Annotated in this window: 14 protein-coding genes; 5 read left to right on the top strand and 9 right to left on the bottom strand. The window is 62.5% G+C overall.

Annotation, left to right across the window (positions count from 1 at the left end; all coding sequences use genetic code 11):
• Positions 1-23: 23 nt before the first annotated feature.
• Positions 24-764 carry a proteasome-type protease gene (locus QPW08_RS12120; protein WP_284126069.1) on the top strand — a complete coding sequence of 247 codons (741 nt, stop codon included), beginning with the start codon at positions 24-26 and terminating at the stop codon, positions 762-764.
• A 186-nt stretch (positions 765-950) separates the two neighbouring features.
• Positions 951-1,571 carry a response regulator transcription factor gene (locus tag QPW08_RS12115; protein ID WP_284126068.1) on the top strand — a complete coding sequence of 207 codons (621 nt, stop codon included), beginning with the start codon at positions 951-953 and terminating at the stop codon, positions 1,569-1,571.
• 3 nt (positions 1,572-1,574) lie between these two features.
• On the opposite strand, the gene QPW08_RS12110 is transcribed toward QPW08_RS12115, so the two are convergent.
• From QPW08_RS12110 to QPW08_RS12090, 5 genes are all read right to left on the bottom strand, one after another.
• Positions 1,575-2,243 carry an extensin family protein gene (locus QPW08_RS12110; protein WP_284126067.1) on the bottom strand — a complete coding sequence of 223 codons (669 nt, stop codon included), beginning with the start codon at positions 2,241-2,243 and terminating at the stop codon, positions 1,575-1,577.
• Positions 2,244-2,320: 77 nt separating this feature from the next.
• Positions 2,321-2,689, bottom strand: a complete 369-nt coding sequence (locus tag QPW08_RS12105; RefSeq protein WP_284126066.1) for a VOC family protein — start codon at positions 2,687-2,689, stop codon at positions 2,321-2,323.
• 1 nt (position 2,690) lies between these two features.
• On the bottom strand, positions 2,691-4,163 hold the full coding sequence (gene putP / locus QPW08_RS12100) for a sodium/proline symporter PutP (protein ID WP_284126065.1): 1,473 nt from the start codon (positions 4,161-4,163) through the stop codon (positions 2,691-2,693).
• 235 nt (positions 4,164-4,398) lie between these two features.
• Complete coding sequence (locus QPW08_RS12095; protein WP_284126064.1) at positions 4,399-5,286, bottom strand: hypothetical protein; 888 nt, start codon at positions 5,284-5,286, stop codon at positions 4,399-4,401.
• 116 nt (positions 5,287-5,402) lie between these two features.
• Positions 5,403-6,650: a S8 family serine peptidase gene (locus QPW08_RS12090; protein ID WP_284126063.1), complete on the bottom strand. Its 1,248-nt coding sequence runs from the start codon at positions 6,648-6,650 to the stop codon at positions 5,403-5,405.
• 79 nt (positions 6,651-6,729) lie between these two features.
• Here QPW08_RS12090 and QPW08_RS12085 point away from each other — a divergent pair, with 79 nt between their 5' ends.
• A complete protein-coding gene (locus tag QPW08_RS12085) occupies positions 6,730-7,221 on the top strand; it encodes an RNA polymerase sigma factor (protein WP_284126348.1) in 492 nt (163 codons plus the stop codon).
• Positions 7,218-7,934, top strand: a complete 717-nt coding sequence (locus QPW08_RS12080) for a zf-HC2 domain-containing protein (RefSeq protein WP_284126062.1) — start codon at positions 7,218-7,220, stop codon at positions 7,932-7,934. The genes QPW08_RS12085 and QPW08_RS12080 overlap by 4 nt, the downstream gene beginning before the upstream one ends.
• A 104-nt stretch (positions 7,935-8,038) precedes the next feature.
• Here QPW08_RS12080 and QPW08_RS12075 read toward each other — a convergent pair whose 3' ends face one another.
• Positions 8,039-8,389, bottom strand: coding sequence for a hypothetical protein (locus QPW08_RS12075; protein WP_284126061.1), 351 nt, complete (start codon positions 8,387-8,389; stop codon positions 8,039-8,041).
• 103 nt (positions 8,390-8,492) lie between these two features.
• Positions 8,493-9,482: a DUF4424 family protein gene (locus QPW08_RS12070; RefSeq protein WP_284126060.1), complete on the bottom strand. Its 990-nt coding sequence runs from the start codon at positions 9,480-9,482 to the stop codon at positions 8,493-8,495.
• A 68-nt stretch (positions 9,483-9,550) separates the two neighbouring features.
• Between QPW08_RS12070 and QPW08_RS12065 the strand changes: the two genes are divergently transcribed.
• Positions 9,551-10,327: an SDR family NAD(P)-dependent oxidoreductase gene (locus tag QPW08_RS12065; protein ID WP_284126059.1), complete on the top strand. Its 777-nt coding sequence runs from the start codon at positions 9,551-9,553 to the stop codon at positions 10,325-10,327.
• A 59-nt stretch (positions 10,328-10,386) separates the two neighbouring features.
• Here the strand turns inward: QPW08_RS12065 and QPW08_RS12060 are convergent, their stop codons facing one another.
• Positions 10,387-10,578 carry a hypothetical protein gene (locus QPW08_RS12060; protein WP_284126058.1) on the bottom strand — a complete coding sequence of 64 codons (192 nt, stop codon included), beginning with the start codon at positions 10,576-10,578 and terminating at the stop codon, positions 10,387-10,389.
• Positions 10,579-10,720: 142 nt separating this feature from the next.
• The gene (gene typA, locus QPW08_RS12055; protein WP_284126057.1) at positions 10,721-12,544 is read right to left on the bottom strand and encodes a translational GTPase TypA; all 1,824 of its coding nucleotides are present in this window, start codon (positions 12,542-12,544) and stop codon (positions 10,721-10,723) included.
• Between the last annotated feature and the right edge of the window lie 31 nt (positions 12,545-12,575).

Below are 12,575 nucleotides of genomic sequence, written 5' to 3'. Positions count from 1 at the left end.
AAGATGATTCGGGAATTGATCGAATGACCTATTGCGTCGGCATGGTGCTGGAAAAAGGGCTGGTGTTGATGAGTGACACCCGCACCAATTCGGGCGTCGACAACATCTCCACTTTCCGCAAGATGTTCCACTGGACAGTGCCGGGCGAGCGCTGCCTGACAGTCCTTTCAGCTGGCAACCTCGCAACTACGCAGGCTGTCGTGAGCAAGCTGGAAGAGCGGACCAAGGCGCCGGACGACCGCGAGAATTCGCTGTTGGGCATGCCGACGATGTTCACAGTGGCCACCGAAGTCGGTCGCCTGCTGCGCGAGACAATCGATACCCGCCAGAAGGCCAATGGCGACACTGTAAGAACCCGCTTCACCGCTTCGATGATCCTCGCTGGCCAGATCGCGGGCATGGAGCCGCGCCTGTTCCTGATCTACCCTGAAGGCAATTTCATCGAAGCCAGCAGCGATACGCCCTTCTTCCAGATCGGGGAGCTCAAGTACGGGCGACCAATCTTGCTGCGCGCCTATGATCGCGACATGAGCTTCGAAGATGCGATCAAGCTGTTGATGGTGTCCTTTGACTCCACGTTGAAGGCCAACCTTTCAGTGGGCATGCCGCTCGACCTGATGGTGATCGAGCGTGATGCCTTTGAACCGACCCAAACACAACGCATCACCGCCGAGGATCCCTATTTCCAAGCTATTTCCTCGAGTTGGGGTGATGCCTTGAAGAGTGCATTTCATTCGCTGCCCAAGTTTGAATTCGAAAAATAGGTAGAAATATCTAGGAAAATGACCGTATCGTTCTTTTACGGAGAGATATTCTACTTAGAAATTGTCGGAAACGGATGGCGAAAAGCGCTGAAAAGTCGCTAGCTTAGAATACTTTACTCCTCAACCCACTCTGGTTTGGATTTATCCTGTCAGCTAAGTTTCGAAACATGCGACATCCTGCTGCGCATGGAACAACGACTTATCCTGCATTGTGTCGATGGGGATGTCCGAAATCGGGCTGAACTGGCGCGCGCCGCTTTCGATCTCGGCCACCATGCCGAAGTCTATGCCAATGTCACCGAGCTGATCCAGCATTCCCCGCGAAATGGTATCATCTTCGCCCGGGATGGACGCAGTCCCGGGGTCATCGCCGGAGTGCTCGAGCAATTGGCTGATCGAGGCATCTGGCTGCCGCTCGTCGCAACCGGAATGACTCCAACGACAGGGCGAATTGTCGCAGCGATCAAGGCGGGAGCACTGGATTACCTGCCTTTCCCGGTCGAGCGGCAACGCCTTGCCACCATGCTCGAACTGATCGGCGATGAAGCTAGCCGGAAGACGGCAGAAAGGCGGCGCATGGTTGAAGCCCGCGGCCGCATCGCATCGCTTTCCGGTCGCGAGCGCGAAGTGCTCGAGTGGCTGGCAGAAGGCAGCAGCAACAAGGCGATTGCACGCGAGCTCGATATCAGTCCACGAACGGTCGAGATCCATCGCGCCAACATGATGAACAAGCTGGGGGCGCGGCATGCGGCAGAAGCGGTGCGGCTGCGTATTGAAGCACAAATGGAACCGCCTGCGATGGGTTAGGCCTCAGCGGCAGAAGTTCGTATCGCTCCATTCGAGGTGGAAATGATCTCGGTGGGCGGCATTGTACTCCGGACCGAGAACCGTACCAAATCGCTTGCATGCACTTTGCTGGATGACACGCAGGAACTGCTGCTCTTCACGGGTGCCACCGTCCCATGCATTCAGGACACTGATCCTGCGTCCATCTTCCAGTATGAAAGCGGCGACATCGATCGCTTCGGCCGTGGCGTGTGCCGACCGGCGCGAGGACCCCGCAACATTACGGCAGGCATAGCTGCCCATCGTCTCGATCCGCCTGAGCGGACTGCCGAGAATCTGCCGGGCAGCGCGGTCTACCCCGTAGCGGGCCCAGCCGCTGAGCGCTTCTGCGGTCGGGCAGGTGACAGGGCCTAGATTGGCAATATCGAGATTGGACCGGTCGCCTTGCAGGCTTGAAAGCGTGACAGCGTTGATGGTGGAGCACCCAGCGCCAAAATATTTGTCGGGAAGGGCCGAGAAGCGCGATCCTGTGGCGCCTAGCTCCGCCAGGCATCGCCGACCTTGAGCGCTGATGGCGACCGCTTGCGATTGCGCCGGGGCTCGCGATGTGCGCTGCTCTGTGCCGCCGCCGGGCAGCAGGCTGCAGCCGGCCAGGACCGGAGCAAGCATGGCAAGGCAAGCGAAGCGGCGCATGGCCGCGAGTGTGGCAAAACAGGGTTAACAGGATCCTAAGGGCGGCCCCGTTCGTCGTGCCGCCCTGCCGCCCTGCCTCAGGGTGCCTCGACTTGCTGCCAGAGCTCGATTTTCACGCCGTCGGGATCGAGCACCCAGGCGAACTTCCCATAGCCTTCATCCACACTGTCGAGGATATCCACCCCCTTGGCCCTGATCTGCTCGACCATGCCGTCGAGATCGTCGACACGCAGGTTGATCATGAAGCCCCCCTTCCCGGGCTTCAGATACTGGTCGTCAGAAAAGTGACTGATCAGGGAATAGGGCTTGTCGCCGGTTTCTTCGGACCAGTTCAGCTGTGGTCCGTATTCGCCATCGACGCCCAGCGTTTCGCGATACCAGGCGCGCGTCGCTTCAGGGTCCTTCACGACATAGAAAACTCCGCCGAGCCCTGTTACCTTTGCCATATTACGCCTCCTGAGGTTCCGGTGCCTTTGTCCCGCTCCTGCTTACCACAACAATCGCCAGCCATGCTGCGGCGAAACCCGGGATGATCTCGTAGACACCCGGACCGCCCATGAACGCGCTGTTCCAGCCCAGCGCAATCCAGCCGACAACGACCAGGGCACCGGTAACCAGCCCGGCGAGAGCACCATTGGCATTCATCCTGTCCCACGTCAGCGACAGGATGATCAGCGGTCCGAAAGCGGCACCGAAGCCTGCCCAGGCGTTGGAAACAAGGCCAAGCACCTGGCTATCGGGGTCGGATGAAATACCGATTGCCACTAGCGCCACCAGCAACACGCTGACCCGCCCGACATTGACCGCTTCGCGTTCGCTGCATTCCTTGCGCAGGAACAGGCGGTAGAAATCTTCCGTCAGCGAACTCGAGGCAACCAGCAACTGTGAACTGATGGTACTCATGATCGCTGCCAGCAGCGCGGCGAGCAGGAAGCCTGTGATCAGTGGGTGGAACAGCAGGTCTGCGAGCACGATGAAGATCGTCTCCGGATCCTCGACCACTAACCCATTGCGCTCGACATAGGCGCGACCGGCAAGCCCCACGCCCAGCGCGCCTAGCAGGCATACCCCCATCCATGTCATGCCGATGGTGCGTGCGGTCTTGACCGCTGCGACGCTCTTCACCGCCATGAAGCGGACGATGATGTGCGGCTGGCCGAAATAGCCGAGGCCCCAGGTCACTGCGCTCAGGAAGCCGATGAAGGTCAGCCCGCCGAACAGGCTGAGGAAGCCGGGCTGGACTTCCGTCAGCGACTGGCCCGCGCTGCCGCCTTCGCCGAACATCACGACGAGCGGCATCAGCACCAGCGCGCAGACCATGATGCAGCCTTGCACGAAGTCCGTCAGCGATACGGCCAGGAACCCTCCCACCATGGTGTAGGCCAGCACGACACCGGCGGTGATCCACAAGCCGAGGGCATAGTCGCTCATGCCGACATCGCCGAACAGCCCGGCAAAGCTGGTTTCGAACAGCTTGCCCCCTCCGACCAGACCGGCTGCGGTATAGACGCTGAAGAACGCCACGATGACGATGGCGGAGATGACCCGCAGCGCCACGGCGCGTTCGGGGAAACGGTTGGCGAGGAATTCGGGGATGGTCAGCGCATTGCCCATGTCCTCGGTTTGCTGGCGCAGGCGTGGGGCGACCACGATCCAGTTTACCAGCGCGCCGACGAACAGCCCGATCCCGATCCAGGCCTCGACCAGCCCGCTGGCATAGAGCGCGCCGGGCAGGCCCAGCAGCAGCCAGCCGGACATGTCGGAGGCCCCGGCTGACAGCGCGGCAACGGCCGGGTGCAGATTGCGGCCACCCAGCAGGTAGCCTTCTGAATCTTCGGTCGATTTGCGCCATGCGTATAGCCCGATGGCAAGCATGAGGATGAAATAGGCGGCGAGCGAGATCAGCGTTCCGGTCTTCATGGGGCGGCGAGGTAACAGGGCGGCGGGGCAAAGGCCACAGCACTGCGGAAATTCGCAAGGATTTGAGACGAAGCGGAAAGTGAGGGCAGGGATGTTTCGCCACTTCGACGCGGATTGAAAGACTTCAACATCGAGAAGAGGCGGACCTTTGGAGGAAAGGTCCGCCTCTTTGGGGTAGGGCTTGCTCCGAGTGGAGGCCGGTAGGGTCAGCAAGCCCCGGGGAGGGTGTCGCGGATTAGTTTGCAGGCGTGTCTTCTGCCGCCGGAGCCGGTTCGGCATTGGAGGCGCTGCCCTGCGCCTCGCCGGCGACCAACGCGTTACCGCTGGCGGTGAACATACCCGCGGGCAAGGTACGGGTTACATTGCCCTGCTGGACGACAAGCTGCTGCACCTGGCCACGGTTATCGGCCACGATCTGGCGAACCTGGCCGAGCGACGCGCCGCCGGGGGTCATCACCGGCATGCCGGGCGACACCGTGGCGGCACCATTGCCTTGTCCGCTTGCGCTACCAGCAGCGCTGCCAGCCACTGCCAGCGGGTTGCCGATCAGCGAAGCCGAACCATTGCCCGAAGCAGAACCTTGACCGCTGGCGCTGCCGCCAAGGTTGGGGAGGCCGGGGTTCGGCAGGCCGGGCATGGGAGCCGAATTGGCCACACCCTGGGCAGTCGAACGTGCAGTGCCAACTGCGGAGCCCGCGACATTGCGCGCCTGTCCAGTCACCGGGGCAATTGCGCCTGTCACACTATCGGTGCCGATAAGCTGGGCGTTGGCGTTGCCGTTTGCCGAGCCATTGCCGCTGGCCGAGGCCATTGCGGGGATCGGCAGGTCGGCGAGGCTGGCGGTGGTCGCCGCGAGCGAGCCATTGGCGCTGCGATTGGCCGAAACACTGCCATCGCGAGCGTTGACCGACTGGTCGCCGTCAGTCGAAGCGGTTCCGTCGACCGTGCCGCGCACCGTGCGGGTCGTGCTGTCGAGGGTCGAGCCGACTGTGGAATTGAGCGTGCCGCCAAGACCGCCGCCCAGCCCGCCGCCGAGCCCACCACCAAGCCCGCCGAGCAGCTGGGCTTGTGCGGCAACCGGGATCAGGGCGATCGCACTTGCTGTGAGAATAAACTTCTTCATGTCCGTTTCCTTTCGTCACTTCAGGGGCGAGCCGGGGGTGTTCTTGGCTCGCTCGAAAGGAAAACGGGTGGCGCGCGCGGTTTAATTCATGCCGCAGCGAACTTTTCTGGATTTTCTCACTTCTTTCGGGCGCAATCGCCGCATAACAGGCCGCGGCCATAAGTCGCGTCGGGTCCCTTTGGACCGAGATCCCGCGCTTCGCGATCGAGCACGGTCCGCCAGTTGCCGCCGCGCTCTATCGCTGCAGCAAGGCGGGCGGCAGCGAGCGGGGTGGCGAAGCTCGTCCCGCGCCACTTGGTGAATGTCCCTTGGGCGTCGAGCGCAAAGACATCAGCACCTGGTGCTGCGTAATCGAGGTGCAATGCGCGGCCAGCCTCGATCAAGGCGCGGTTGCGGGAATCGACACCGGTCACTGCGACCACGCCATCATAAGAGGCCGGGTAAGCGGGTGGGGCAGCGGGGCCGTCATTGCCGACTGCAGCGACCATCACTACGCCCTTGCGCTGAGCGGCGGCGATGGCCTGCTCCACCACGGCATTCCTTGGCCCGACAAGGCTGATGGTGACGACCTCGCTCCCGCTCGCAACCAGCCAGCCGAGCCCGCGCGCAATGGCGAGCGCATTGCCGCCAGCCGGATCGGTGCCATAGACATCTGCGACCCTGACCCGCGCAACACCTGCACCCTTGAGCAAGGAGGCGACTGCGCTGCCGTGGTTCGAGGCGGCGGGAGCGCCTTGGGCGAAACCTTTGGCAGCGGTCGGCCGAACCCATGGCCCGGTGGCACCATCGATCATCCCAACCTCGACGCCGATGCTGGCGGCGGATCGTACAGTGGCGGGGACGGGAGCGGAAGAGACGGTCATGATGCGCGCGCCAGACTGGTAGTGCAAATTGTCGGCGCTGATCTGCGTCCCGATCCCGAGCTCGCGGGCAAGTGCTTCGGCTTCGGCCAGGTCGAGATCGTCGGGAAGTGCCAGCCGGGTAATGGTCAGGCCCAATCCTTCGATTGTTTCGGTCGAAAGCACCCGAAAACCCGCATCGTCTATCGCGGCCTGATCCTGCGCCGTGACACCCATCGCCAGCAGTTCGCCCTTGCGCGCCAGGTCGCCGTTGACGTCGCGCGCGATACTGTCGCGGTTGCGGCGTAGCAGGCGATCAAGTGTGCGGTCCCGGGTGCGGAGCAGCCTGCGTGCCTCGCGCTGCACGGTCTCGTCGACACCCTCCAGTGTCTGATCCAGCGTTTCAGTCACGCCGCCAACGGTGCCACCGACATCAGGCACCTGCACCTGCGGCAGCAATTGTGCTGCCAGCGGGCTCGCGACAATCATCGTGGCCAGTAATGTGGGCAGCACCATACGCATCATTGTTTCTATCCCTTTATTCGCATTAAGCATGGATTAAACGCACGGGGGCGCTCGTTTCATCCATGGAAAGGCACGAATTCTGAGCCAGACGTTCGAACAGCAAGTGCTCGAGCTGCTGCCGCGCTTGCGGCGGTTTGCCATCGGGCTTGCCGGGTCGAACGCCGATGGCGACGATCTGTGCCAGATGACCATCGAGAGGGCACTGACCCGCCGCGACCAGTGGCAGGAGGGGACCCGGCTCGACAGCTGGATGTACCGGATCATGCGCAATATTTTCATCGACGAGAAACGCAGCGGTGCCCGCCGCTCGCAGACCTTCGTGGACGAGGAGGCCGGCCTCTCGGTCGGCTCCGACGGGGCGCAGGAAGCGCATGTCGAGCTGACCATGGTGGACCGCGCAATGCAGCAATTGCCCGAAGACCAGCGCGAGGCCGTGTTGCTGGTGATGGTCGAAGGCTATGCCTACAAGGAAGCGGCAGAGATTGTCGGCTGCCCGGTCGGGACGCTGAATTCGCGGCTGGTCCGCGGACGCGATGCGCTGCTGGAACTGCTATCGGAGGAGGCACCATGACCGTCACCGACGAAATGATCGCTGCCTATGCTGATGGCGAACTGTCCGGCGAGGACAAGGCGCGGGTGGAAGCAGCGATCGCGGCCGACCCGGCGCTGGCCGACCTCGTTGCCAAGCATCGCGCGCTGAAGGACACGCTGGGCGCGCATTTCGCACCCGTGCTCGACCAGCCCGTGCCGGAGAGCCTGGCGACCATGCTGCAGCCGAAGGAAAAAGAAACCTCCGGTGGAGACGCGGACGTCGTGAGCTTTGCAGCCGAACGGCAGAAGCGCGGGCTTGCCCCGATGGCCCGCCGGTGGGCCCCGATTGCAGGCCCGGCACTGGCAGCTTCGCTGGTGCTGGCGTTGTGGCAGCCTTGGCAAGGCAACGGTGCGCGCGAGGGCTATGCCGGAACGCAGCTCGCTGCCGCGCTCGACACCCAGCTGGTGGCCGAACAGTCGGTGGATGCGGAAACCCGGATCCTGCTGAGCTTCGAGAATGCTGACGGCCAGTACTGCCGGGCGTTCCGTGGTGCTGACGCCGGCGGCATCGCCTGCCGCGACGACACCGGCTGGAAGATCGAACGCGAGCTGGGTCTCGATGGCGCGCAATCCACCGACTACCGCCAGGCCGGCAGCGAAACCGAACTGATGATCGCCGTGCAGGAAATGGCGGCCGGCGGTGCGCTCGATGCTGCGGCGGAGGTTGAGGCGAAGGAGAAGGGGTGGCGTTAGGTCGCCTCCCACCATCTTCAGTCGTTCACCGCCATGCACAAACACAGAAAAAGGGCCGGGCTTTCACCCGACCCTTTCCTGCGGCCCTTTGCAGGCTCTTGCGATCAGTTCTGGATCACCGTGACTTCGCCGATGCGGTAGCCTTTCTCGGCCATGTCTTCGATGTAGTCGATGCGCTCGTGCTTGAGTTCGCGACCGTATTCCTCCCACGCGTCGCGCAGGTCTTCGGTGTCGCTGGCCTTGCGCAAGTCGCTCTTGAGCTCCTTCTGAGCCTCGGTGATGTCGATGCGGTAATCAAACCAGCGCGCATTCTCGATGCCGGCGATCGGATAGTTGATGATCAGCTTTTCCTCTTCGCGCGCGGCCGCCTCTTCATAGAGCATCGGCAGCGCGGCCTGCGCGGCGGTGCCGGCGGCGAGGGCAGCAATGGCAATGGTGGCTTTGGTCAGTTTCATCGTGTGTCTCCTTGTTCGGGACCGGGTCCCTCTCAGGTCCGGTTGAACAGGAAACGGATGCCGCGACGGATTTAATCCAACGGCAGGCGCATTTTCTGCAGGGTCAATCCTCCACTTCAGTGAACTGCAGGATGAGCACGTCGAGATCGCCCTTTGGTTCGAAATCGGTCCGGCGAACTTCGAACTGCGTCGGGCCGATTTTCGTGACGCCGTCCATACAGAAGCTGACGAGATTGTCGGTCGAGCCCTTGTCGATCACCAGCCGGAAATCCTTGATCGGTCCGCGCCAGTTCGCACCGCTGGAAAGGACGTAGCCAAGCCAGGTCTCTGAATAATAGACCACATGGCCCGGTTTGCTCGGCTTCATGCGGCGGTCGAGCCCGGCGAGGATGCTGTCGTCGACGCAATAACGCTGGCGGTATTCGGGAAGCGGGCTCCATTCGGGGTTGTTGCGCACTTCAGGCATCAATGCGCCGCCGACACTACCGCCGGTGAGCGGTTTGTAGCGATGCGAGACCCGCACGCTCTTGCCGGCAGGGAAAGTCTGCACGCGCAGGTAATGCCGCTGGACCTGCCAGGCGGGTTCGAGCCAGCTCTCGGCCTGGCGCAGCAAGCCGAGCTTGACGAGATGCTCGCGCCGGGCGCCGTCCATCCCCTCAAGCAATTGGGCCGGGCTGCCGTCGCGAAACCATTCGAGCGGCAGGCCCTCGGCTTTGACCAGGTCAGTGACATCGCGCGCGCCGATAATGGCGCGATCATGCACTTCATAGCCGACCTTTTCGCCGTTCACCCGGGTCTCGAAGCCCAGCCAATCCCAGTCAGGGTAGTTGTAGTCGTACCAGCCGTCTTGCAGCGGCAGCGCCGGTAGCGGGAAAGCGATCACCACATCGCGATCTTCGCTCGCATGGTTGGTGTAGACATAGTCGACCCGCACTTCCTCGGCGGAGAGGTAGAGGTCCTCCTTGTCCATGGAGATATCGCCATTGGCCTTGAGCACGAGCCCACCGACGGCCCATTCGGCCTCGCTGTCATTGGCGATTGCAGGGGCGGCGAGGGCAGCTGCGATAGCGGCCAGGGTCAGGTTCCAGCGCATAGGGAGAGTTTGCGCCCAAGCGGCTTTGCAGGCAAGAGCCACGGGGCATACATGAGAGGAGCGCCACCATGACCTACGCCAACCGTTTCGCTGGCAAGACCGTGATCGTAACCGGATCATCGATGGGGATCGGCGAGGCCATAGCCCGCCGCTTCCATGCCGAGGGTGCCAATGTCGTCATCAACTCGCGCAAGCAGGCGGATTGCGACGCGGTGGTGGAATCGCTCGGTGAGCGCGCACTGGCGGTGCCGGGCGATGTGTCGTCCTCCGCCTTCGCGACGGAGATCGTCAGCAAGACGGTCGAGGCATTCGGCGGGCTCGACGTGCTGGTCAACAATGCCGGGGTCGGCTTCTCCGGTCGCCTGAGCAAAGCCAGGGACGAGGATATCGACCGGATCATCGACATCAACCTCAAGGGCATCCTTTACCTCACGCGCGAAGCCTTTCCGCACTTGCTCGCGGCGAAGGGCAATGTGATCAACATCTCCAGTGTTTCCGGCCTCGGCGGCGACTGGGGGCTGGGCATCTACAACGCGTCGAAAGGAGGGGTGTGCAACCTCACCCGCGCGATGGCGCTGGAATTCGGTTCGCAAGGCGTACGTGCCAACGCGATCTGCCCGTCGATGACTCGTTCGGACATGACCACGGGTGTGACGGAGAGCGAAGTCGCGCTCAAGATGCTCGCGAACCGCATGCCGCTGGGCCGCCCAGCCGAGCCTGAGGAAATTGCCGGCCCCACGCTGTTCCTCGCGAGCGAGGATGCTTGCTTCGTCAACGGCGTGCTGTTGCCTGTCGATGGTGGAGTCACCGCATCGAACGGACAGCCGAATTTCTTCGGAGGGTAATCGACCTTCCAGCCAGGCAGGAAGGCGGAGCCTGTAGCCCCGCCTTCCCGGGTGTGCGATCAGTTGCCTTCGACGAGGTGCCCTGCCGCTTGCGAGCCATAGCCAACGACTTTGGCTGCTTGCTTCACGGCTTCTCCGGCGTCACCCTTCATCACGGCATCGGCCAGTTTCGAAGCCGATTCTGAAACCTTGTCGGCGGCTTCCTTGGAATCGTTGGTGATTTTCGTGCCATGTTCTGGTTCGTCAGTCACTGTCGGTCTCCTAGATTATTGGGAAGCCGAAACTGCAGAAGAGTATTTTTCGAGTCTGTGACGCAGATCATTGCAATCGAAGAAAGTCCTTTTCTCCGAATCGCCAAGAGAATACTTATTTCTGACGCGAATTTATCTGAACTCAGGCGTCCTGCATCGCCCGCTTCGCCCGTTTCCGCTCATGCGGGTCGAGAATCGCCTTGCGCAGGCGGATGCTCTGCGGGGTGACCTCCACCATCTCGTCATTGTCGATATAGGCGATGGCCTGCTCCAACGTCATCACGCGCGGGGGCGTGAGGCGGATGGCGTCGTCCTTGCCGGTCGAGCGGAAGTTGGTCAGCTGCTTCGACTTCATCGGGTTGACTTCGAGGTCGTCGGGCTTGGCGTTTTCGCCGATGATCATGCCTTCGTAGATCTTGGCGCCGCCGCCGATGAACAGCTCGCCGCGGTCTTCCAGCGCGTTGAGCGCGTAGGGCACGGCTTCGCCCGGGACCATCGAGATCAGCACGCCGTTCTGGCGGCCTTCGATGGGGCCCTTGTAAGGGCCGTATTTCTCGAACAGGCGGTTCATGATGCCGGTGCCGCGCGTGTCGGAGAGGAACTCGCCGTGATAGCCGATGAGGCCGCGCGACGGGGCGGAGAAGGTGATGCGGGTCTTGCCCTGGCCACTGGGGCGCATTTCGACCAGTTCGGCCTTGCGGCGCTGCATCTTCTCGACGACCGTGCCCGAGTGCTCGTCATCGACGTCGATAACGACAGTCTCGTACGGTTCCATCCGCTGGCCGTCTTCTTCGCGATAGAGCACGCGAGGCCTGCTGATACCGAGTTCATAACCTTCGCGGCGCATGGTCTCGATCAGGACACCCAGCTGCAATTCGCCGCGCCCGGCGACTTCGAAGCTGTCCTTGTCTTCGCTTTCGGTGACGCGGATGGCGACATTGGTTTCCGCTTCGCGGTTGAGCCGGTCGCGGATCATGCGGCTGGTGACCTTGTCGCCTTCACGGCCCGCCAGCGGGCTGTCGTTGACGGCAAAGCGCATGGCCAGCGTCGGTGGGTCGATCGGCTGCGCTTCGATCGGTTCGGTGACCGATGGATCGGCGATGGTGTTCGAAACGGTCGCCTTCTCGAGGCCCGCCAACGCAATGATGTCGCCCGCCTGGGCGCTTTCGACCGGCACACGCTCGAGGCCGCGAAAGCTCATCAGCTTGGTCGCGCGACCGGCTTCGATGACTTTGCCGTCGCGGTCGATGGCGTGGATCGGATCGTTGAGCTTGATCGTGCCCGACTGCACCCGGCCGGTCAGTACGCGGCCCATGAAATTGTCGCGGTCGAGCAGGGTGGCGAGGAAGCTGAACTTGCCACCGGTGTCGAGGCCGGGTGAAGGGACATGGTCGACGATCAGCTGGAACAGCGGATCGAGCGTCCCTTCGCGCGCGTTCTCGTCGTCCGAGGCGTAGCCATCGCGGCCCGAAGCCCACAGCGACGGGAAGTCGAGCTGCTCGTCATTGGCGTCGAGCGAAGCGAACAGGTCGAAAACTTCATCGAGCACTTCTTGCGGGCGGCCATCGGGGCGGTCGATCTTGTTGACAACCACGATCGGCCGAAGGCCTAGCGCCAGCGCCTTGCCGGTGACGAACTTGGTCTGCGGCATCGCGCCTTCGGCGCTGTCGACCAGCAGGATGACACCGTCGACCATGGAGAGAATCCGCTCGACCTCTGCGCCGAAATCGGCGTGGCCCGGCGTGTCGACGATGTTGATGCGGTGACCGTTCCACTCGACCGAAGTGCACTTGGCAAGGATGGTGATCCCGCGTTCTTTCTCGAGGTCGCCCGAATCCATCGCGCGTTCTTCCACGCGCTGGTTGTCGCGGAAAGTGCCGGACTGGCGGAACAGCTGGTCGACAAGCGTGGTCTTGCCGTGGTCGACGTGAGCGATGATCGCCACGTTGCGAAGGTCTGCGGACATTGTGATCTCTGGTTAGGGATGCGCGCCATTG

Source organism: Parerythrobacter aestuarii (assembly GCF_030140925.1).
Classification (GTDB): domain Bacteria; phylum Pseudomonadota; class Alphaproteobacteria; order Sphingomonadales; family Sphingomonadaceae; genus Parerythrobacter; species Parerythrobacter aestuarii.
The sequence above is the reverse complement of the archived record's forward strand: the minus strand, read 5'-3'. Positions and strand labels throughout refer to the sequence as shown.